This window comes from Rhizobium sp. Rhizsp82, from assembly GCF_047325115.1.
Classification (GTDB): domain Bacteria; phylum Pseudomonadota; class Alphaproteobacteria; order Rhizobiales; family Rhizobiaceae; genus Rhizobium.
The window spans coordinates 2,776,847-2,796,570 of sequence record NZ_CP168570.1 but is presented as its reverse complement, the minus strand read 5'-3'; the positions used below and the strand labels follow the sequence as shown (position 1 = coordinate 2,796,570).

General features: G+C 61.9%; 22 protein-coding genes. 12 read left to right on the top strand and 10 right to left on the bottom strand.

Annotation, left to right across the window (positions count from 1 at the left end; translation table 11 throughout):
- Positions 1-32: 32 nt before the first annotated feature.
- Positions 33-641 (bottom strand): PilZ domain-containing protein, encoded by a 609-nt coding sequence (locus ACEN84_RS18890; protein WP_199629610.1) that lies wholly within the window; start codon positions 639-641, stop codon positions 33-35.
- A gap of 123 nt (positions 642-764) precedes the next feature.
- Entirely contained in the window at positions 765-1,373 is a 609-nt protein-coding gene (locus ACEN84_RS18885) for a PAS domain-containing protein (RefSeq protein WP_413709530.1), read from the bottom strand.
- Positions 1,374-1,670: 297 nt separating this feature from the next.
- Here ACEN84_RS18885 and ACEN84_RS18880 point away from each other — a divergent pair, with 297 nt between their 5' ends.
- Together ACEN84_RS18880 and ACEN84_RS18875 are read left to right on the top strand one after the other, a co-directional pair.
- Entirely contained in the window at positions 1,671-2,438 is a 768-nt protein-coding gene (locus ACEN84_RS18880; RefSeq protein ID WP_203428851.1) for a rhomboid family intramembrane serine protease, read from the top strand.
- 103 nt (positions 2,439-2,541) lie between these two features.
- The gene (locus ACEN84_RS18875) at positions 2,542-2,976 is read left to right on the top strand and encodes a CBS domain-containing protein (protein ID WP_112716307.1); all 435 of its coding nucleotides are present in this window, start codon (positions 2,542-2,544) and stop codon (positions 2,974-2,976) included.
- 18 nt (positions 2,977-2,994) lie between these two features.
- Here the strand turns inward: ACEN84_RS18875 and ACEN84_RS18870 are convergent, their stop codons facing one another.
- From ACEN84_RS18870 to folE, 3 genes are all read right to left on the bottom strand, one after another.
- Positions 2,995-3,969, bottom strand: a complete 975-nt coding sequence (locus ACEN84_RS18870) for a patatin-like phospholipase family protein (RefSeq protein ID WP_112716305.1) — start codon at positions 3,967-3,969, stop codon at positions 2,995-2,997.
- 117 nt (positions 3,970-4,086) lie between these two features.
- Positions 4,087-4,539, bottom strand: a complete 453-nt coding sequence (hisI, locus tag ACEN84_RS18865) for a phosphoribosyl-AMP cyclohydrolase (RefSeq protein WP_413709529.1) — start codon at positions 4,537-4,539, stop codon at positions 4,087-4,089.
- A 26-nt stretch (positions 4,540-4,565) separates the two neighbouring features.
- Positions 4,566-5,180, bottom strand: a complete 615-nt coding sequence (folE, locus tag ACEN84_RS18860) for a GTP cyclohydrolase I FolE (RefSeq protein WP_112716301.1) — start codon at positions 5,178-5,180, stop codon at positions 4,566-4,568.
- A 301-nt stretch (positions 5,181-5,481) separates the two neighbouring features.
- On the opposite strand from folE, the gene ACEN84_RS18855 reads away from it, so the two are divergent.
- The 4 genes from ACEN84_RS18855 (at position 5,482) to thrS (ending at position 8,983) form a co-directional block, all read left to right on the top strand.
- A complete protein-coding gene (locus tag ACEN84_RS18855; RefSeq protein WP_413709528.1) occupies positions 5,482-5,928 on the top strand; it encodes an iron-sulfur cluster assembly scaffold protein in 447 nt (148 codons plus the stop codon).
- A gap of 4 nt (positions 5,929-5,932) precedes the next feature.
- On the top strand, positions 5,933-6,328 hold the full coding sequence (gene yidD, locus ACEN84_RS18850; RefSeq protein ID WP_413709527.1) for a membrane protein insertion efficiency factor YidD: 396 nt from the start codon (positions 5,933-5,935) through the stop codon (positions 6,326-6,328).
- Complete coding sequence (locus tag ACEN84_RS18845; protein WP_413709526.1) at positions 6,325-6,849, top strand: DUF1697 domain-containing protein; 525 nt, start codon at positions 6,325-6,327, stop codon at positions 6,847-6,849. The genes yidD and ACEN84_RS18845 overlap by 4 nt, the downstream gene beginning before the upstream one ends.
- Before the next feature lie 127 nt (positions 6,850-6,976).
- Positions 6,977-8,983, top strand: coding sequence for a threonine--tRNA ligase (thrS, locus tag ACEN84_RS18840; protein WP_413709525.1), 2,007 nt, complete (start codon positions 6,977-6,979; stop codon positions 8,981-8,983).
- Between the two features lie 67 nt (positions 8,984-9,050).
- Here thrS and ACEN84_RS18835 read toward each other — a convergent pair whose 3' ends face one another.
- Positions 9,051-9,263: a hypothetical protein gene (locus ACEN84_RS18835; RefSeq protein ID WP_130278289.1), complete on the bottom strand. Its 213-nt coding sequence runs from the start codon at positions 9,261-9,263 to the stop codon at positions 9,051-9,053.
- 182 nt (positions 9,264-9,445) lie between these two features.
- Positions 9,446-10,546, bottom strand: a complete 1,101-nt coding sequence (locus ACEN84_RS18830) for a hypothetical protein (RefSeq protein ID WP_112716289.1) — start codon at positions 10,544-10,546, stop codon at positions 9,446-9,448.
- Between the two features lie 113 nt (positions 10,547-10,659).
- Between ACEN84_RS18830 and ACEN84_RS18825 the strand changes: the two genes are divergently transcribed.
- From ACEN84_RS18825 to ACEN84_RS18815, 3 genes are all read left to right on the top strand, one after another.
- Complete coding sequence (locus tag ACEN84_RS18825; RefSeq protein WP_413709524.1) at positions 10,660-11,244, top strand: nitroreductase; 585 nt, start codon at positions 10,660-10,662, stop codon at positions 11,242-11,244.
- Positions 11,244-11,849: a flavin reductase family protein gene (locus ACEN84_RS18820; protein ID WP_203428857.1), complete on the top strand. Its 606-nt coding sequence runs from the start codon at positions 11,244-11,246 to the stop codon at positions 11,847-11,849. The genes ACEN84_RS18825 and ACEN84_RS18820 overlap by 1 nt, the downstream gene beginning before the upstream one ends.
- 113 nt (positions 11,850-11,962) lie before the next feature.
- Positions 11,963-13,102: a DUF2336 domain-containing protein gene (locus ACEN84_RS18815; RefSeq protein WP_413709523.1), complete on the top strand. Its 1,140-nt coding sequence runs from the start codon at positions 11,963-11,965 to the stop codon at positions 13,100-13,102.
- On the opposite strand, the gene ACEN84_RS18810 is transcribed toward ACEN84_RS18815, so the two are convergent.
- A complete protein-coding gene (locus ACEN84_RS18810) occupies positions 13,099-13,512 on the bottom strand; it encodes a hypothetical protein (protein ID WP_413709522.1) in 414 nt (137 codons plus the stop codon). The two genes, ACEN84_RS18815 and ACEN84_RS18810, sit on opposite strands and share 4 nt — an antisense overlap.
- Positions 13,513-13,626: 114 nt before the next feature.
- On the opposite strand from ACEN84_RS18810, the gene ACEN84_RS18805 reads away from it, so the two are divergent.
- The gene (locus ACEN84_RS18805) at positions 13,627-14,085 is read left to right on the top strand and encodes a GNAT family N-acetyltransferase (protein WP_199629620.1); all 459 of its coding nucleotides are present in this window, start codon (positions 13,627-13,629) and stop codon (positions 14,083-14,085) included.
- Here ACEN84_RS18805 and ACEN84_RS18800 read toward each other — a convergent pair whose 3' ends face one another.
- A complete protein-coding gene (locus tag ACEN84_RS18800) occupies positions 14,086-15,279 on the bottom strand; it encodes an AI-2E family transporter (RefSeq protein ID WP_413709521.1) in 1,194 nt (397 codons plus the stop codon).
- A 293-nt stretch (positions 15,280-15,572) separates the two neighbouring features.
- Positions 15,573-17,630 carry a DNA topoisomerase IV subunit B gene (parE, locus tag ACEN84_RS18795; protein ID WP_130278295.1) on the bottom strand — a complete coding sequence of 686 codons (2,058 nt, stop codon included), beginning with the start codon at positions 17,628-17,630 and terminating at the stop codon, positions 15,573-15,575.
- Between the two features lie 215 nt (positions 17,631-17,845).
- On the opposite strand from parE, the gene ACEN84_RS18790 reads away from it, so the two are divergent.
- Both ACEN84_RS18790 and tpiA read left to right on the top strand, forming a co-directional pair.
- Complete coding sequence (locus ACEN84_RS18790) at positions 17,846-18,730, top strand: alpha/beta hydrolase (protein WP_413709520.1); 885 nt, start codon at positions 17,846-17,848, stop codon at positions 18,728-18,730.
- A gap of 135 nt (positions 18,731-18,865) precedes the next feature.
- On the top strand, positions 18,866-19,636 hold the full coding sequence (gene tpiA, locus ACEN84_RS18785; RefSeq protein ID WP_413709519.1) for a triose-phosphate isomerase: 771 nt from the start codon (positions 18,866-18,868) through the stop codon (positions 19,634-19,636).
- Positions 19,637-19,724: the final 88 nt, after the last annotated feature.

Sequence of the window (19,724 nt, the reverse complement as noted above, 5' to 3'; positions counted from 1 at the left end):
TTCGTCGACGACGGTGACGGGACGATGACGTCTTAGAGAAATTCGCGCAGCGTCTCACGGGACTGGAGCGACAGGAATTCCAGCGCCACGCCTTCGGAGAAGTGACGAACCACGCGGCCGCGCATATTGCCGAGGCGGACGGCAGAGCCGAGCGGCGGACGAGCCTCAACATCGACGGCAGCGCCGGACAGCGAAAGGTCCATGATGCGGCAGACATAACGCGTGCCGTCTTCGAGCGTCAGTTCGCTCTTGGTCTCGCGCGGCGTCAGACGGTCGTGGCGGCGATCTTCGGGAAGGCCGAGCTCGTGCTTGTTGGCAAGCCAGGTCAGCTGCGCGGCAAGCTTTTCGCGCTTGCGCTCAGTCGCATTGATGGACATCGTGAAGCCGCGGGCATCGACCGTCATCACATGGCCTTCCACACGGCCGAGATGATCGATATAGGCGACGACGCGTTCATTGGAGCGAGGGCGGCCGATGCAGGTGACGTACATATCGCCCGGCGACATGTCGATGACCATGCATTCGTACTCTTCGTAATTCGCAAGCATCAGGCGGCCCTGCATATTGATGGGCACGCGCTGAAAAACACCCTGTTCAGGGCGCGGCGCTCTCTGCGTCTGGGCTTGCTGGAACGAGTGCATGAAAGCGCTTCTTTATAAAATGATATGCTGGGATCATTACCCGCAACACATTAACAGAAGGTTGTCTGACTGCCCCTGATTACAGCTTCCGGAATGGGTTCCGGTTGTATCGTTCCGGGACAGTCAGCGGGCGCTTGAACCAGGACGGAACGAAGAGACGACGCGGCCGAGAATTCCCGCCAAGCCCTGCTGGCGCGGCGTGCGCGGAGCGGCGGGCCAGACACCGTCGGGTGCGCCCTGGAAGCTGCGCAGTGCCCGGCAACGATCGAGAACCAGGAAGTCAAGCGGCACGACTTCGAGCCAGGTCGCGACAGTCATCGCGGCGATGACGCCAAGCATCCGCTCGCAGTGACCATCTTCCGAGCGCAGCGGCATGAGCGCGATCTCGAAAGCGGCGCGATGGCCGGCGGTGCTATAACCGGTGGCATTGATGAGGGCAGGCATTGTGTGGCGCATGGCGCCGGCAATGGTGGCTTCGATCGTCGCGCTATAGCCATCGCCGAAGAGATCCGAGAAGCTTTCGTCGCGCAGATCGCGGCCGAACAGGTCCGAGATCTTGGCTCCCGCGAGGCGGAAAGTGATGATGTCGTCGCCGCTCTTTTCGAGGATGAAAAGGCTTGGCAGGAAGTGACCCAAACTGGACGGCTCGATCTGCGACTTCAACGGCGCTTCGCCGGCGCCGCGCAAGCGGTTCCAGTAGTCGTAAACATCGATGACGGTCTGATGACGCACGGGACACCCAATCTGTTTCATTACAGTCCAGAAACGGGCCTTCATGGCCCATCTGAGGGTTACCCTGCGGGTTTCATGCCAGTTCGGAGCCGTTAAGGTTAAAGAAGGGTTTCGGTTGTGCTGGCGCAGGCTTCATGGGACTGTCGCTCATCACTTCGGCAACGAAGTTCAGCACACAAGCTCATCGGGCACGGGGTCATCCCCGGGGGACGCTCGGCCGCCGTCCGGTTCTTCCGGACGGCTTTTTTTTTGCCCGGCGCTCCTGTAATGCTTTGGCCATCAACGGCGAGGGCAAAGATGGACGATCAATCGGCGGGACGGCAGGTCAACGAGGAAGAACGGATTCCAAAGCGAGAGCCGATCTTCAATCTGCCGGGCATTCTCGTCGCGACGCTCGCGCTGCTCGCCATCATCTATGCCGTCCAGACGCTGGTTCTTTCCGATCAGGCTGTCGAATGGCTGCTCGTCACCTTCGGCTTCATCCCCGCCCGCTATGTCATGCCGCTTACGGAGCAGGGGCTGGAGTGGCTCTGGAGCCCGGTGACCTATTCGCTGCTCCACGGCAGCATCGAACATATCCTCTTCAACGGCCTGTGGCTGATGGCCTTCGGTGCGCCGGTGATCCGGCGAATCGGTGTCGCCCGCTATCTGGCTTTCTGGGTTCTGTCGTCGATCGCCTCGGCTGCACTTCATGCCGCGCTGAACTGGGGCGATCCGACCTTGCTGATCGGCGCTTCGGGGGTGATTTCCGGCCTGATGGGCGCGGCCTGCCGCTTTGCCTTCCCGGCTCAGGCGCGGGCCGGCGTGCCGGCGCATCTCAATCCGCGGCTGTCGATCGCCGAGACTTTCCGCAGCCGTACCGTCATCGTCTTCACGCTGTTCTGGCTGTTCGGCAATGCGCTGATCGCCGTCGGCGTGCCGCTGATCGGTGACGGCAGCCAGGCGATCGCCTGGGATGCGCATATCGGCGGCTTCGTCTTCGGATTCTTCCTGTTTCCGCTTTTCGACCGGGCTCTACCGCCTTCGGACGAGGAGCCCGAGGAACCGGCCGTATTGCAATCTTGAGCGTTGAAGTGCACCATTCCAACTGATCCGCGCTGGGAGGAGAGACCGCCGCGGATGCCTGTGAACAGTATAGTGTTTCCACTTACGACATAGGAGGTTGTGAATGTCCAATACCGTAAAGGCCATCCTCGATCTGAAGGGCCGCGACGTCGTCACGGCCGGTCCAAACACGACCGTCGCGGAGGCTGCCAAGGTGCTCAGCCAGAAGAAAATCGGCGCGATCGTCGTGGTCGGGGTGCAGGGAAAGATTTCCGGCATCTTCACCGAACGTGACGTCGTCAATGCGATTGCCAAGTCCGGCAAGGACTGTCTCGATCAGCCGGTGGCTTCGCTGATGACATCGAAGGTTTTCCGCTGCCATGAAGAATCGACGGTCAACGAACTGATGGAACTGATGACCAGCAAGCGCTTCCGCCATGTTCCCGTCGAAACCAACGGCAAGCTTGCCGGGATCATTTCGATCGGTGACGTGGTGAAGACCCGCATTGCGGAAGTCGAGCGCGAGGCCGAAGAAATCAAAGCCTATATTGCAGGGTAAAGAGGTTGCCGGCCGCCATCAGCCGTGGCCGGCGAACACTTCCTGCATTCTCTTGAGTTCAGGAAGCCTGATAGAGGCTTCCTCGTAGCCGCGCTCGATTGCTTCGCCGGCGCGATGGAACTCGGACAGCCCGATATCGCTGAGCCGCGGATGAAGCGAAATGTCCGGCGGATCGCCGGCGAGGCGGGCGCGCGAAATCCTGTCCTGGATGATGTTGAAAGCCTGGACCATGACGCCGGTCATGCCGAGGCGCGTATAGGGCGTTTCCTCGCGCTTCTGCACTTCCTGTGCCGTCAGCCCGGCATTGTGCTTGACGACGGCCGAGCGGCCGAAGAGGTCGTAATTCAGGTTCACGGCGCAGACCAGCGGCTGCTCGTAGCTGCGGCAGACGGAGACCGGGACAGGATTGACGAGCGCACCATCGACCAGCGTACGGTTGTTGCTGCGGATCGGCTCAAAGATGCCGGGGAGGGCGTAGGAAGCGCGCAGCGCGGTGATCAGCGAGCCGTTCGAAATCCAGACCTCGTGACCGGTATTGACCTCTGCCGCGACGGCGACGAAGGGACGGTCGAGATCCTCGATATTCAATCCTTCCAGATGCTCGGCCATGCGCTTCGTCAGCCGCATGCCGCCGAACAGGCCGCTGCCGCCGATGGTGAGGTCGAGAAGACTGGCGATGCGGCGCATGGTCAGAGAGCGGGCGAATTCCTCCAGCTCGTCGAGCTTGCCGGCCAGATAGCAGCCGCCGACAAGGGCGCCGATCGAGGTCCCGGCGATCATGCCGATTTCGATCCCGGCTTCATCGAGCGCGCGCAGCACGCCGATATGGGCCCAGCCGCGCGCAGCACCGCCGCCGAGCGCGAGAGCGATCTTGGCTTTCTTCTGGGGCAGGGGCGAGATAGGCGGAACGGTCATGTCGGGCAATGTGGAAGATGCACCGGAGTCGGATGTGCCAGCCTCAGAGCCTTGACGGTGCAAACTCCAGTTCAGCATGGCGTGCCTCCTCCCGGCAGAACACTGTGGTCTTCTAACTGTGTCCCTCTTCCCTTTCCAAATCGTATATAGCGGGCGAAACTGACCCAATAAGAGGCAAAATGCCCCAGTTTTGCGCTATTTCTTGTAGACGTCAGCCGGGTCGAAATGGCGCTCGTCATCGACGATGTCGAGCATCGGCTTTCCATCCTGCAGCGATACGGTGCGGTAAAAACAGGAACGGCGGCCAGTATGGCATGTCGCTTCGTGACCGGCGACCTCTACTTTCAGCCAGATGGCATCCTGATCGCAATCGGTACGGATCTCCCTGACCGTCTGGACATTGCCCGACGTTTCACCCTTCAGCCAGAGCTTGCCGCGCGAGCGGCTGAAATAGTGGGCCTTGCCGGTCTGGATGGTCAGCGCCAGCGCCTGGGCGTTCATATGCGCCACCATCAGCAGCTCGCCGTCGTTGATGTCCGTGACGATGGCGGTGATCAGGCCGCGATCGTCGAAGCGCGGGGTGAAGTCCCCCGCGTCCTCGAGCTCGGATTTGTCGTCTGAAGGCGCGTTGAAGGCGAAGGGCGTCATCGATCGGCTCTCTCTATGGAGCCGGATCAGCGGCCCCGTACCATGGACATGAATCGCGCCTGTTCGGCGGGCTCGGACTTGAAGGTCCCAGTAAAGGTTGTCGTCAATGTGGTCGAACCCTGCTTCTGCACACCGCGCATCGCCATGCACATATGTTCGGCTTCGATCATGACTGCGACACCGCGCGGACGGAGCGTTTCGTCGATCGCTTTCGATATCTGCGCCGTCATGGTTTCCTGGGTCTGCAGGCGGCGGCCGAAGATCTCGACGGTGCGGGCGATCTTCGAGAGACCGAGCACCTTGCCGTCCGGTAGGTAGGCCACATGCGCCTTGCCGATGATCGGCACCATGTGATGTTCGCAATGCGAGAAGAACGGAATGTCCTTCACCAGCACCATGTCGTCATAGCCGGCAACCTCTTCGAAGGTGCGTCCGAGAACGTCTTCGGCGTCCATGTCATAGCCGGCGAAGAGTTCACGATAGGCCTTGGCGACGCGGGACGGCGTGTCGAGCAGGCCTTCGCGCGCCGGATCGTCGCCCGCCCAGCGGAGCAGGGTGCGGACGGCCTCTTCGGCTTCCTTTTGGGTGGGGCGGTTGGAATCGCGGCTGTTGTTCGGAAAATTCTTTACGATGGCGTCCATACTGTTCAAGTCTCCTGATCCGCTGTCATGCGGACCCGTCTTCGGACTCGCCACTGGTATTCCCTTCAGGAATTTTTGCACCTTTGGCAGGCTCCGGGGCTTTCGGGGCGATGGCCCTTCCGGCACGGTTTCCCAATCAAACTTACCGGGGGCCATTGCATTTTCGTGGCCCTCGAACGACATACATATAGGAAGACAGCGTCTTCATGTAAGTATCCTAACACGACACGGTGTGTTTTTTGTTTAAGATACAATGGCCACCAAGCGAGCCGGTCCGCGGAACTCTGGAGCGGAATTGATCATGGACGAGATCTACAACAGCAAAATCCTCGAATTCGCAGGCAATATTCCGCGCATCGGCAGTCTCGATGACGCCGATGCCAGCGCTCAGGCGCATTCGAAGCTCTGCGGCTCCAAGGTGAAGATCTGGCTGAAGATGGACGGCAATACCGTCAGCGACTTCGCCCATGACGTCAAAGCCTGCGCCCTCGGCCAGGCATCCTCATCGGTGATGGCGCGCCACGTGGTCGGCGCCACGGCCGCCGAGTTGCGCAAGGCGCGCGAGGACATGCTCGCCATGTTGAAGGCTGATGGCGAGGGACCGGAGGGCCGTTTCGAGGAGATGCGCTACCTGCGTCCCGTCAAGGATTACAAGGCCCGCCACGCCTCCACCATGCTCACCTTCGATGCCGTCGTCGATGCGATCGGCCAGATCGAGGCAAAACGCGCCGAGATGGCGGACGCCTGAGCCGATGTGCGAATTCTGCGCCCTTAAGCATGATGATGAAGATGAAGGGGGTGCCGCGGCTCCCCCGCCGAAGGCCAAGCGCTTTTCGCGAAACTATTCGGGCCGCTTTTCGAAGACGCCCGGCCGGCTGTTCGGCATGGGTTTCATCCGCCTCTACCAGCTGACGCTTTCAGGCTTCATCGGCAATTCCTGCCGGCATATTCCAACCTGCTCCGAATATGGCTACGAGGCTGTCGCCCGGCATGGCCTGTGGGCCGGGGGCTGGATGACGCTGTTTCGCGTCGGGCGTTGCGGCCCGGGCGGCACGAGCGGGCTCGACCCGGTGCCCGAGGCGCTCGAAAAGCGGTTCCATTGGTGGACGCCGTGGCGCTACCTGGCGTTTGGCCGGAAGGCCGCATGACGACTTATGTCGCGCTGCTGCACAGCATCGTCATTGCGCCCGGCAAGCGGGTGGTGATGGCGGATTTGCGCGACATGGCATCCTCGCTCGGCTACCGCAATCCACGCACGCTGGTTTCGACCGGCAATATCATCTTCGAAACGCCGGAGTCACCGATCGGTGAAATTGAAACCAAGCTTGAGGCCGCATTTCGCGAAAGGTACGGCAAACCGGTCGATATCATAGCGCGGACCGGCACAAGCTGGCAGCGGCTGGCGCGATCGAACCCGTTTCCTGATGGCGAGGGCAGTCAGGTGATCATCCGGGTGATGCGCAGGGCACTTGAACGGCCTGTTTTCGAGAAGTTGAAGCCCTATGCCGATCCGAGCCAGCGGTTGGCGCTTGTCGATGGCGATCTCTGGATCGATTTTGCCGGCAAGCCGAGCGAATGGAAGCTGTTGTCGGCGCTGACGACCAGGCGGATGGGCGTGGGTACGCTGCGCAACTGGAACACCGTTCGGGGCATTGCCGATCTCATCTAGCAGCCCGCTCATCCTTTACTAAAAGAGCAAATCCGACTATCACGCGGCAGCGCTTGCGTACGGACGCAGCCGCTTCATTTGCAACCACCCGCATTCGTTGGCGGGACTGGACAAGGAGAATATCGATATGTCCCAATCCGTTTCCCTGACTTTCCCTGATGGCAATGTGCGCGAGTTCGCGGCCGGTACGACCGGCAAGGACGTTGCCGAATCCATTTCCAAGTCGCTGGCCAAGAAGTCCGTCGCGATCGCGATCGACGGCGTTGTGCGCGACCTGTCCGATCCCGTCGTCAACGGCAAGATCGAGATCATCACGCGCAGCGATGAGCGCGCGCTGGAGCTGATCCGTCACGATGCCGCCCACGTCATGGCCGAAGCCGTGCAGGAGCTCTGGCCCGGCACGCAGGTGACCATCGGTCCGGTGATCGAGAACGGCTTCTATTACGACTTCGCCAAGAACGAGCCCTTCACGCCTGACGATCTGCCGAAGATCGAAAAGAAGATGAAGGAGATCATCGCCCGGAACGCGCCCTTCACCAAGCAGGTCTGGTCGCGTGAAAAGGCCAAGGAAGTATTTGCCGCCAAGGGCGAGCAGTACAAGGTCGAGCTCGTCGATGCGATTCCTGAAGGACAGGACCTGAAGATCTACTATCAGGGCGACTGGTTCGACCTCTGCCGCGGCCCGCATATGGCGTCGACCGGTCAGATCGGCACGGCCTTCAAGCTGATGAAGGTTGCCGGTGCATACTGGCGTGGTGACAGCAACAACGCCATGCTGTCGCGCATCTACGGCACGGCTTTCGCCGAGCAGTCGGAACTCGACAACTACCTGCATATCCTCGCCGAAGCCGAGAAGCGCGACCACCGCAAGCTCGGCCGCGAAATGGACCTGTTCCATTTCCAGGAAGAGGGTCCAGGCGTGGTTTTCTGGCATGGCAAGGGCTGGCGGATGTTCCAGTCGCTGACCGCCTATATGCGCCGCCGCCTGGCCGGCACCTATGAAGAGGTCAACGCGCCGCAGGTTCTCGACGCCTCGCTCTGGGAGACCTCCGGTCACTGGGGTTGGTACCAGGAGAACATGTTTGCGGTGAAGTCGGCCTATGCCTTCACGCATCCCGAGGACAAGGAAGCGGATAACCGCATCTTCGCGCTGAAGCCGATGAACTGCCCGGGTCACGTGCAGATCTTCAAGCACGGCCTGAAGTCCTACCGCGAGCTGCCGATCCGCCTTGCCGAGTTCGGCAACGTGCACCGCTACGAGGCCTCGGGCGCTCTGCATGGCCTGATGCGCGTGCGCGGCTTCACGCAGGACGACGCGCATGTGTTCTGCACCGACGAGCAGATGGCGGCGGAATGCCTGCGCATCAACGACCTGATCCTCTCGGTCTACGAGGACTTCGGTTTCAAGGAGATTGTCGTCAAGCTCTCCACCCGCCCGGAAAAGCGCGTCGGCACCGATGCCCTCTGGGATCGCGCCGAAAGCGTGATGATGGACGTGCTGAAGACGATCGAGGCGCAGTCCGAGGGCCGCATCAAGACCGGCATCCTGCCGGGCGAGGGCGCCTTCTACGGTCCGAAGTTCGAATATACCCTGAAGGACGCCATCGGCCGTGAATGGCAGTGCGGCACAACGCAGGTCGACTTCAACCTGCCGGAACGCTTCGGTGCCTTCTACATCGACAGCAATTCGGAGAAGACCCAGCCGGTCATGATCCATCGCGCCATCTGCGGCTCGATGGAGCGCTTCCTCGGCATCCTGATCGAGAACTTCGCCGGTCATATGCCGCTCTGGATCGCGCCGCAGCAGATCGTCGTTGCGACGATCACCTCGGAAGCCGACGGCTACGGTCAGGAAGTTGCCGATGCGCTGCGTGACGCCGGTCTGAACGTGTCGACCGACTTCCGTAACGAAAAGATCAACTACAAGGTCCGCGAACATTCCGTTACGAAGGTTCCGGTGATCATCGTCTGCGGCAAGAAGGAAGCGGAAGAGCGCACCGTCAACATCCGCCGTCTCGGCAGCCAGGAACAGACCTCGATGACGCTCGATGCGGCGATCGAGAGCCTGACCTGGGAAGCGACGCCGCCGGATGTGCGCCGCAAGATCGAAGCGAAGAAGGCCAAGGCTGCCTGATCGCTTCCGGTTGAAGCAAACAGATGAAAAAGGGGCGGCGCTCGCGAGAGGGCCGCCCCTTTGATTTTCATATTCCGAGAACGGTGACGCTTGGCGGCGTGAAATCCTTGATCCCCAACTTCGGCCAATCGCATTTGCGGTCAAACTTGGCCTTCGATACCGTCCGCATGCATTTCGGGTCGGTCTTGAAGGCATATCCGGGCAAACTGACGTACTTGACACTCGGCGCACAGAGCGCGAGCGCGATACACATCGTCAATGCCGCGCAGATGGTCCGCATGGGACACCTCCTTCGTTCGGCATGACTTCTCGATACGGAACCCCTCCGTACGCGCAACCATCGCATGTCCGGATACAGGCTTCTATTCGCCTAATCGGATGCGGCGACGCGGGGCGCGGGCTATGCGCTGATCATCGGGATGGGCGAGGGGAATGCTCCGTTCAGACGAGGTGAACGGCCGGTCAATCGGCGTCTGCGCCGTCCGATCCGCTGCTCGGAACGAGCTGGTCGTAGGACGGGAGCGGTGCCTGGGCGGAATTCTGCGGCGGTTCGCCCGCAGCCGCCGGCTGCGGCTCGGGCTGGACGGTGGTCGCAGCGCTATCGGGCTCCTGCGGCTGAACATCCTTCATGAGGACTTCCACATCGGTGTTCTTGCCGGCTGCGACCTTGAAGTCGCGCTGGTAGATCTTGTCCTTGTTGCGGGCGACGGCGGAATATTCGCCCTCGGCCAGAACCATCGTCGGGAAGGCGCTGACGCTTTCGCCGACGCTGTCGCCGGCCGCCGTCAGGATCGACCAGGCCGTATCGGCGATCGCTTCGCCACCGGCTTCAGAGACGAGCTTGAAGGTGATCTGCGCCGCGCGGTGCTGGATCGTCGCTTCCGTCAGTTTGCCGGCTTCGACCTGGATGTCGGCGCGGATGACGGCGTTGACGTCGCCATATTCGGAGACGACGTGATAGGTGCCGGCATTGAGGCGCACGACGGTGTTCGGCGAAACGTCGGCCATGACGAGGCCGCGCTCACCGTCGTCGCGTACTTCCGAGGAATAGATCGAGAAGCTCAATTGCTCCGGGCGGATGCGAACATCGGAACCGGAGACGGCGTTGAGCAGCAGACCACCGGCATCGAGCACCATGACCTGCTTGTCGACTGCGCCGCTATCGGGAACGTTGACCTTCTTGGTGACGCCGGCGCGGCCGAAGGAGACGTTGACGAAATAGTCGCCGGGCGCGAGCTGGAAGGCGGCCGAGCCGCCCTTGGCGCTGGCGATCAGCGGCAACTTGCCATCGGCGCCGGCAATCGGGCTAAAGACATACCAGGAAAGACCGTCCTCGACCGGCTGGCCGTCGGCGGTCAGCTTGGCCTCCATCGGCACTTCATGCAGCAGCGCGCCCGGAGGTGTCGTGCCCGGCGCGATGAAGGCGTTGAGCTTCGGCATCTTGGACGTCGTGTCGAGCTGCTTGAAGTCCTTGAACGCCTCCTGCGCGCCTGCCGAAAACGGCGAGGCGATCACCAGTGCGAGCGCAAGGGCGAGCCGCGCGAAGGGCAAAATGCCGGTCATGTGTTTCCTGGACAGATTGACTTTAGAAATCACAGGGGCCACTTCAAGACCAACCCGATGGCAAATTCAAGACCCATCCCCCTCGCTGTCCCGAAATTGAAAGTTTCTCCCGCATGAAATCCGATATCAAGCTGATCGATTACCTCAACGTGCGCCGCTCCATCCCCGCGTTCCAGATGTGCGAGCCGGGTCCGGAGAAGGCCGAGATCGAGGAAATCCTCCGCCTGTCGTCGCGCGTTCCCGATCACGGCAAGCTCGCCCCCTGGCGCTTCATCGTCTATCGCGGCGAAGAGCGCGTGCGGATCGGCGAGGAGCTTCTGAAGCTCGCGCTCGAAGCCAAGCCTGATCTCTCCGACGAAATGATCCAGGTCGAGCGGACGCGCTTCACGCGCGCTCCTGTTGTCGTCGCGATCGTCAGCAAGGCAGGCCCGCATTTCAAGATCCCTGAATGGGAACAGGTGATGTCGGCAGGCGCGCTTTGCCTCAACGTCATCTTCGCCGCCAATGCGCATGGCTGGGTGGCGAACTGGCTGACGGAATGGTTCGCCTTCGACGAGCGCGCCTATCCGCTGCTCGGCGTCCAGCCGGGCGAGAAGGTCGCCGGCTTCATTCATATGGGCTCGTCCGAGTTTCCGCCGGTCGAGCGGCCGCGTCCGGAACTGACCGAGACCGTCACCTGGGTCGGCGGAGACACGTGATGTTCTACCCGACCGATACCAACAAGCATGGGCTGGCGCACGATCCCTTCAAGGCGATCGTCGCCCCGCGGCCGATCGGCTGGATCGGCACCAAAGGGACCGATGGCTCGCTGAACCTCGGCCCATATTCGTTCTTCAACGCGATTTCGGATCGCCCGAAGCTGGTGATGTTTTCATCCAGCGGGCGCAAGCACAGCCAGCAGAATGCCCGCGAGACCGGCGTCTTCACCTGCAGCTTCGTCAGCCGCAATCTCGTCGACCAGATGAACCTGTCGTCCGCGACCGTACCTTATGGCGTCAACGAGTTCGAATTCTCCGGGCTGACGGCCAAGCAGGGGGAGATCGTCGACGCGCCCTACGTCGCCGAGGCATTTGCCGTCCTGGAGTGCAAGGTCACCGAGATCATCGAGCCGAGGGGCTTGTCCGGCGAACCCTCCGAGAATGTCATGGTGATTGGCGAAGTCGTCGGCATCCACATCGATGAGACGATCATCCGCGAGGGCCGTCTCGACATGGCGATCGCCCGGCCGGTGGCGCGCATGGGCTATATGGACTACGCCGAAGGCAGCGACGTCTTCGAACTTATCCGCCCCAAGACGCCCTGACGCGGCCCGCGCAAGGGTTAATGAATATGGTGAACCAATCATAAACCATTTGCCGGTAGCGTTCTCAGAACAAGAGGGACGTGAAGGAATCACGTTCAGCAGACTGGGGCGTAATGGTGATTGTAGAGGCATTCCTTCGCTGGGTCGAAACCGCCAAGTCCGGAGACCGGGCACGAGCGGCCAGCGCCCTTGGCCGGGCCTATCTCCAGTCCGAGATGCAGCCTGAAGAGCGTAAGGCCGCCGAGATGGCGATGACCTTCCTGCTCGACGATCCCTCGCCGAAAGTTCGCCTTGCCCTTGCCGAAGCCATCGCCTGGTCCGGCGAGGCGCCGCGGTCGCTGATCCTGGCACTTGCCGAAGACCAGCCTGAAATTGCCTGCCATGCCGTTACCTGCTCGCCGCTCCTGACCGATGCCGATCTGGTCGACCTGGCCGGCCGCGGCAGCGACGTGACGCGTATGCTGATCGCTGCACGCAGCGCGGTATCGCGGGCCGTCTGCGCCGCCCTTGCCGAAGTCGGTGGGGAGGAGGACGTTCTCTGCCTTCTGGAAAACGAGGGCGCTGCGATCGCGCCGCTTTCCCTGAAGCGTATTGCCGAACGGCTCGGCGACTGCTGCGATATCCGCAATCTGCTGCTCGATCGCGACAGCTTGCCGGCCGATGCCCGCCAGCTTCTGACGCAGCATGTCAGCAATGCGCTTGTGGCGCTGCCGCTCGCGCAGGCCGCCATCGGCATCAACCGCCTGCAGCGTATCAGCCGCGAGGCGACGCAGTCTGCCGTCGTGTCGATCGCCGGAGAGATCCAGCCGCGTGAGATTGACGACCTTGTGGAGCATCTGCGCGTCCACGGCCATCTGACACCGTCCTTCCTGATGCATGCGCTATGCTCTGGGAAGGTCGATTTCTTCGCAAGCGCCGTCGTCAACCTGACGGGCTGCAGTGAAAAGCGGGTCCGCTCGATCCTGGCGACCGGCCGTATGCATGCGGTCCGGGCTCTCTACGAGACCGCGGGGCTAACCCGCGAGATCAGCACCATTTTCGTCGAGGCGACGCTGCTCTGGCGCGAGGCGTCGCGCAAGGCTTCGGGCACGATGCTTTCTACGATCTGCGGACGGCTGCTCGAACGCTTCCGCCATCACGGCGCCCATGACGCCGTCAAGGAGCTACTCGACATGGTCGAGAAGCTGCACATCGCCGAGCAGCGTCAGTCGGCGCGCGCCTATGCCTCGCAAGCAGCGCTCGTCGCCGCCTAGTTGGTAAGCCGCTGGGCGACCCAGGAATATCCATTCGAAACGAAATGAACGGGCTTGGCGAGTGTCGCCTTGATGCCTTCTCCTGTCGGCAGGCCGGCGCGGACGCGCTCGGCAACCCTTATAGCGTAGGCGCGAAGGCCGGTTGGCTGCGGCTGTTCGGCGGCTGGGGCCGCGGCCGTTGCCTGCGCTTCAAGCTTCGCCGTCTCGGGAGCGGTTACGGGCTTGGGTTCCTCGCAGACGGCGATAACCGTCGGATACTTGGCGTTAGTGAAGCCCTTCAGCTGCTTTTCCGATTCGGCATCGCACATCGCCACCGTCTGCCAGTGCTTGTCGACCGTCGCCACGTAATTGCATTGGGTGACGGAATCGTTGCACCCGAAGATGGTCATGGCGATGAGGACGGCTTGCATATCCGGGATCCCTGGCTATTGAAACTGATGATCTTAGACGTTCCAATTCCAACGGAATAAAGGCGGCTGCATTACCATTTCGTCATGCAAGCCAGCCGGGAAAGCAGGAGCAGCATGACCGTTAGCATCGCCCTCGAATCGCCGCGCCAGCCTGAGGTCGTGCGCCTGCTCGACCTTTCGGATGCCTATGCGGCCTCGCTTTATCCGGCAGAGAGCAACCATCTCGTCGATCTCTCGACGCTGGAGAAGCCTTCGGTGAGCTTCTTCGTGGCGCGCCATGACGGCGCTGTCGTCGGCTGCGTGGCGCTCGTCGAGGCGGGTGACGGCACCGCCGAGATCAAGCGAATGTTCGTCGATCCGCAAGCGCGCGGGCTGCGCGTGGCGAGCCGGCTGATGGATGAACTCGAGACACAGGCAAGGAGGCGCGGGCTCGGCGCAATCCGGCTCGAGACCGGCATCCGCCAGCCCGAAGCGATCGGCCTTTACCGCAAGTATGGCTATGTCGAGATCGAACCGTTCGGGTCCTACCAGCCGGACCCGCTCAGCCTTTTCATGGAAAAGCGGCTCGGCTGATCAGCCGTCGGCAGCCCGCTGCGAAGGCGGCGCCTGTTCGTCGATGATGATTTCGGGGCCGGTGCCGCTCTGATCCGAGGTGCGGACCTCGTGCATCCATTCACGCCAGATGGCGACCAGAAGCGCCATCAGCACCGGGCCGATGAAGAGCCCGAGGAAGCCCATAGTTTTCACGCCACCGACCAGGCCGAAGAAGGTTGGCAGGAACGGCAGCTTGATCGGACCGCCGACAAGCTTGGGGCGGAGTGTCTTGTCGACGATGAAGAGTTCGACACTGCCCCAGATAAAGAGCCCGGCGCCGGCGACATGCGAGCCACTGGCGACCAGATAGATCGAAACGAGCGTGAAGGAGAGCGGCGCGCCGCCCGGGATCAGCGCCATGATGCCGGTGAGAACGCCGAGCGTGACGGGCGAGGGGACGCCGGCGATCCAATAGGCGATGCCAAGCACGATGCCTTCGCCGATGGCGATCAGCGTCATGCCCATGACGGTCGAGCTGATCGTCGCCGGCACGACGCGGGAAATGCGCTCCCAGCGGTTCGGCAGAATGCGCTCGCCGAGCATGTCGATCTGTTTCGAGAAGGACGCGCCATCGCGATATACGAAGAACAGCGCGATCAGCATGAAGAGCAGCGTCAGCAGCAGGTGGAACGAGGCGCCGCCCGCGGCGAGGACCGCGCGGTAGATATTGCCGATATTAGCGCCGCTGACGGCCTGGATGACTTCACCCATGGAGCCGGGGCTGCCGATATATTTCGTCCAGAGCTCGTCGATGTAGGGACCGGCGAAGGGCAGGGCGAGGATCCATTGCGGGGTCGGGGCGCCCATACGGTTGGCGCGGATCGCCCAGGCGACCCATTCGCGCACTTCGCCGGTCGTATAGGTGACGGCAAAGACGATCGGGATGACCAGGAACGTGACGATCAGGATGATCGCCACCGTCGCCGCAACAGTGGTATTGCCGCCGACGCGCGCCAGCAGCTTGCGATAGAGCGGCCAGCTGGCAAAGCCGATGACCAGCGCGGCGAGAACCGGGACGACGAAGCCGTAGAAGAAATAGACGCCGGCCGCGACGATCAGAATCAGAAGCCAGCGGGCAGCCGAAATCGAGGGAATGAGAGGCGTGCGGGCAGGCGCGGACGGACCAAGCCACCGCGGCTCGCCTGGCAGTTTGTTTTTATTCGAGAGGCTCACGTCGTTCCCTGCTTTTCTTCTCAACCACGGATATGGGCCATCGTGCCACCGGACGCAAGCATTTCGGCCAGGAAATACCCGTTGGTCCGGTCGCGCCAAGGACCATGCCGCGGTTGGCATAGCGCTTCGTGCTGAAGGCAGTGTGACGGCAATTTCCTGCCAGAGTGTTGATCGCCGGACAAAAGATCATGCAGGCCATGCAACGAGAAATCGCAACGGCATGGAAACGCCAAACGAAAACAGCGCGACGGACAGAACCGTCGCGCCGTTTCGAGAGCCCTGAAGGCTATGTCTCAGATGTCGAGATTATCGGCGAAGGCGGCGCGATCCTGGATGAAGCGGAAGCGGGCTTCCGGCTTCGTACCCATGAGATCGTCGACGGCCGTGCGTGTACCCTCGAAATCGACTTCGTCGATCAGCACGCGCAGCATCGTGCGCTTGCTCGGATCCATCGTCGTTTCCTTGAGCTGTGCCGGCAGCATTTCGCCGAGACCTTTGAAGCGGCTGATCTCGACCTTCTTGCCCTTGAACTCTGTGGCGATCAGTTCGGCGCGATGGGCGTCGTCGCGAGCATAGGCCGACTTGGCGCCCTGGCTGATCTTGTAGAGCGGCGGAACGGCGAGGAACAGGTGACCGCCGCGCACGAGCTCCGGCATTTCCTGGTAGAAGAAGGTGATCAGCAGCGAAGCGATATGCGCGCCATCGACGTCGGCATCGGTCATGACGATGACGCGCTCGTAGCGGAGATCTTCCTCACGGTATTTCGAGCGGGTGCCGCAGCCGAGCGCCTGGACGAGGTCCGAGAGCTGCTGGTTGGCGCCGAGCTTTTCACGGCCGGCGCTGGCGACGTTGAGGATCTTGCCGCGCAGCGGCAGGATCGCCTGATTGGCGCGGTTGCGCGCCTGCTTGGCGGAGCCACCTGCCGAGTCACCCTCGACGATGAAGAGCTCGGCGCCCTGGGCGGTGTTCTGCGAGCAGTCGGCAAGCTTGCCGGGCAGGCGCAGCTTGCGCACGGCGGTCTTGCGGTTGACTTCCTTTTCCTTGCGGCGGCGAAGGCGCTCTTCGGCGCGCTCGATGACCCAGTCGAGCAGCTTGGCCGCCTCGTTCGGGTTATCGGCGAGATAGTGGTCGAAGGGGTCGCGAAGCGCATTTTCGACGATGCGCTGGGCCTCGACGGTCGCCAGCTTGTCCTTTGTCTGGCCGACGAATTCCGGCTCGCGGATGAAGACCGAGAGCATGCCGACGGCCGAGATCATCACGTCATCGGTGGTGATCTGCGCGGCGCGCTTGTTCTGTGTCAGGTCGGCATAGGCCTTGAGGCCCTTGGTGAGCGCGATACGAAGACCCGCCTCATGCGTGCCGCCTTCGGGCGTCGGGATGGTGTTACAGTAGGAATGGACCTGCGGGTCGCCGCCGTACCAGGTGATCGCCCATTCGAGCGAACCATGGCCGCTTGCCTTCTCCGACTTGCCGGCGAAGATCTCGCGGGTGACGGTGAATTCCTTGCCCATCGTCGCCTGGAGATAGTCCTTCAGGCCACCGGGGAAATGGAAGACCGCCTTGTTCGGAACATCAGAACCCTCGGGCAGAACGCCGTCGTCACAGCTCCAGCGGATTTCGACACCGCCGAAGAGATAGGCCTTCGAGCGCGCCATACGAAAGACGCGGGCGCCATCGAACTTGGCATGATCGCCGAAGATCTGCGGATCGGGATGGAAGCGGACGCGGGTGCCGCGGCGGTTGTGAACATCGCCGAGATCCTCGAGCCCGCCCTGCGGCAGGCCGCGCGAGAAGCGCTGGCGGTAGAGTTTGCGATTGCGGGCAACCTCGACTTCCAGATCATCAGACAACGCGTTGACGACCGAAACGCCGACGCCGTGCAGACCGCCCGACGTCTCATAGGCCTTGCCGTCGAACTTACCGCCGGCATGGAGCTTGGTCATGATGACTTCGAGCGTCGACTTGCCGGGAACCTGCGGATGGTTCTCGACCGGGATGCCGCGGCCGTTATCCGTGACGGTCAGGTAGCCCTGGAGATCGAGATGAACCTCGATGAAATTGGCGTGACCAGCAACCGCTTCATCCATCGCGTTGTCGATGACTTCGGCGAAGAGGTGGTGCAGCGCCTTCTCGTCGGTGCCGCCGATATACATGCCGGGGCGCATGCGCACCGGTTCAAGGCCCTCGAGGACGCGGATCGACGAGGCGCCGTAATCGTCGCCATTCGATGTTGCCGGGGCAGGGCGTGCCGTTGCCGCGGGGGCCGCGGCAGGGGCGGGAGCTGGCTTGGGTGCCTCTTCCTGCTTGGGCGCGAGAGGCATTCCGGAGAAGAGGTCGTTGCTGTCTTCCATGGAGTCGTTCAGATCTTCAATCCTGTTCGGGCGGCACGTCCGCCGGGGCGTGACCCAAAATCACCGCATTTGATGTCACGTTTGCGAATCAGGCAGATTTTGCCAGAAAGCGCCTCGTTACGCGACGCCGCCCGATTTGGCGGAATTCTCTAGAATTGGTTTGCGTTGCCGGGCGCGGAATGGCAAGCGGACTTATCTCTGAGGAAACCGCTCGCATGAAAATGTCCACAAGTCATTGCATGATTATCACCGCAATTGCGGCCTTTTTGCTGTCCGGCACCATAAGCAGTGCTTCGGCGGACGCGCTGCCGCCCTACAAGGACGAGCTGTTTTCGGCGCAGACTGTGATGCAGACGTCAGATAACGGCGCCTTCGAAACCATCAATTACGACGAAATGCGCGATATCAACGGCCGCGACCAGGTCCCGGAGCAGCGGGTCCAGCAGAAATATGTGTCGCTCGGCATCCGCAAGCTGCAGCAGGACGAAACCTTGTCGCTCAACGGCCACAGGCTGGATGTCACCAGGGTGGGACCGACTGACAATGCAGCCTTCACCGTGATCTTCATTCACGGTCGCGACGGCACGCGCAGGCTCGGCGCCAACGACTTCACCTTCGGCGGCAACTTCAACCGGGTGAAGAACCTCGTCGCCGGAAATGGCGGCACCTACTATTCGCCGACGGTCAGGACTTTCGACAGCGACGGCGTTGCCAACATCGTCGAACTGATCCGCTATGCCAGCGAGAAATCGGGCGGGCGGCCGGTCATCCTCTCCTGCGCCTCGATGGGCAGCCAGATCTGCTGGGGCGTCACCCGCGATGCGGCGAGCGTCAAGCGGCTGAAGGGCATGCTGATCATGAGCGGCGTGACCGATCCCGATTTCACCAAGAGCGCGTTCTACAAAGCCAAGCTGCCGATGTATTTCGCCCATGGCAGCCGCGACCCGGTCTATGCAGCGACCGACCAGCAGGGACTGTTCGAGGCGCTCTACAAGTCCAAGTACCCGACGCGCTTCACGCTGTTCGATACCGGCAACCACGGAACGCCGATCCGGATGATCGACTGGCGCAAGGTGCTGAACTGGATTCTGGCTTCTTAGGCAAATCGGCGAGCCGATTTTAAGCATTCTGCACGCGAAACCGTCTTTTTCCCTTACGTAAGGGGCGGAAAGCTTTTCATTCGCTGCTGCTTTTGCTAAGGCCGCAGCATACCGGAAAAATGTGGAAGGCTTGGCATGACACCTGACGTGCGTCCGCTCGTGGCGGGGAACTGGAAAATGAACGGTACCCGCGACTCCCTCGATCAGATCAAGGCGATCGCAGAAGGTGTCAAAGGCCCGCTCTCGTCGAAGGTCGAAGCGCTGATCTGCCCGCCGGCGACGCTGCTCTACGTGGCGACGGCGCTCTGCACCGACAGCCCGCTGGCGATCGGCGCGCAGGATTGCCACCAGAAGCCGTCGGGCGCCCATACAGGCGATATTTCCGCCGAGATGATTGCCGATTGCTTCGGCACCTACGTCATCGTCGGCCATTCCGAGCGCCGCACCGACCATGCCGAGACCGACCATCTGGTGCGCGCCAAGGCTGAAGCCGCCTTTGCGGCCGATCTGACAGCGATCATCTGCATCGGCGAGACGGCAGACGAGCGCAAGGCCGGGCAGACGCTCGACATCATCAAGCGCCAGCTTTCGGCTTCCGTTCCCGAAGGGGCGACGGCGGAAAACACCGTGATCGCCTACGAGCCGGTCTGGGCGATCGGCACCGGCCTGACGCCAACGGCCGATGACGTCGAGAAGGCGCATGCCTTCATGCGCGCCGAGCTGACGGCCCGCTTCGGAGCCGAAGGCAAGAAGGTCCGCATTCTCTATGGCGGCTCTGTCAAGCCTTCGAACGCGAAGGAGCTGATGGGCGTTGCCAATGTTGACGGCGCATTGATCGGCGGCGCGAGCTTGAAAGCGGCCGACTTCCTCGCCATCTACGGCGCATACAAGGAACTCACTGCCTAAATCTGAGCTAAGGGCTTGGAATAGGCGAACGCCTCATGTAAAGAGCGCCAGATTTTTATTCGATGCCCGCCGTTTGCGGGCAGGACTG

Coding starts and splice junctions, on each gene's coding strand:
- ACEN84_RS18890 (WP_199629610.1), bottom strand. CDS start 641: ATGCACTCGTTCCAGCAAGCCCAGACGCAGAGAGCGCCGCGCCCTGAA.
- ACEN84_RS18880 (WP_203428851.1), top strand. CDS start 1,671: ATGGACGATCAATCGGCGGGACGGCAGGTCAACGAGGAAGAACGGATT.
- ACEN84_RS18875 (WP_112716307.1), top strand. CDS start 2,542: ATGTCCAATACCGTAAAGGCCATCCTCGATCTGAAGGGCCGCGACGTC.
- ACEN84_RS18870 (WP_112716305.1), bottom strand. CDS start 3,969: ATGCTGAACTGGAGTTTGCACCGTCAAGGCTCTGAGGCTGGCACATCC.
- hisI (WP_413709529.1), bottom strand. CDS start 4,539: ATGACGCCCTTCGCCTTCAACGCGCCTTCAGACGACAAATCCGAGCTC.
- folE (WP_112716301.1), bottom strand. CDS start 5,180: ATGGACGCCATCGTAAAGAATTTTCCGAACAACAGCCGCGATTCCAAC.
- ACEN84_RS18855 (WP_413709528.1), top strand. CDS start 5,482: ATGGACGAGATCTACAACAGCAAAATCCTCGAATTCGCAGGCAATATT.
- yidD (WP_413709527.1), top strand. CDS start 5,933: ATGTGCGAATTCTGCGCCCTTAAGCATGATGATGAAGATGAAGGGGGT.
- ACEN84_RS18845 (WP_413709526.1), top strand. CDS start 6,325: ATGACGACTTATGTCGCGCTGCTGCACAGCATCGTCATTGCGCCCGGC.
- thrS (WP_413709525.1), top strand. CDS start 6,977: ATGTCCCAATCCGTTTCCCTGACTTTCCCTGATGGCAATGTGCGCGAG.
- ACEN84_RS18835 (WP_130278289.1), bottom strand. CDS start 9,263: ATGCGGACCATCTGCGCGGCATTGACGATGTGTATCGCGCTCGCGCTC.
- ACEN84_RS18830 (WP_112716289.1), bottom strand. CDS start 10,546: ATGACCGGCATTTTGCCCTTCGCGCGGCTCGCCCTTGCGCTCGCACTG.
- ACEN84_RS18825 (WP_413709524.1), top strand. CDS start 10,660: ATGAAATCCGATATCAAGCTGATCGATTACCTCAACGTGCGCCGCTCC.
- ACEN84_RS18820 (WP_203428857.1), top strand. CDS start 11,244: ATGTTCTACCCGACCGATACCAACAAGCATGGGCTGGCGCACGATCCC.
- ACEN84_RS18815 (WP_413709523.1), top strand. CDS start 11,963: ATGGTGATTGTAGAGGCATTCCTTCGCTGGGTCGAAACCGCCAAGTCC.
- ACEN84_RS18810 (WP_413709522.1), bottom strand. CDS start 13,512: ATGCAAGCCGTCCTCATCGCCATGACCATCTTCGGGTGCAACGATTCC.
- ACEN84_RS18805 (WP_199629620.1), top strand. CDS start 13,627: ATGACCGTTAGCATCGCCCTCGAATCGCCGCGCCAGCCTGAGGTCGTG.
- parE (WP_130278295.1), bottom strand. CDS start 17,630: ATGGAAGACAGCAACGACCTCTTCTCCGGAATGCCTCTCGCGCCCAAG.
- ACEN84_RS18790 (WP_413709520.1), top strand. CDS start 17,846: ATGAAAATGTCCACAAGTCATTGCATGATTATCACCGCAATTGCGGCC.
- tpiA (WP_413709519.1), top strand. CDS start 18,866: ATGACACCTGACGTGCGTCCGCTCGTGGCGGGGAACTGGAAAATGAAC.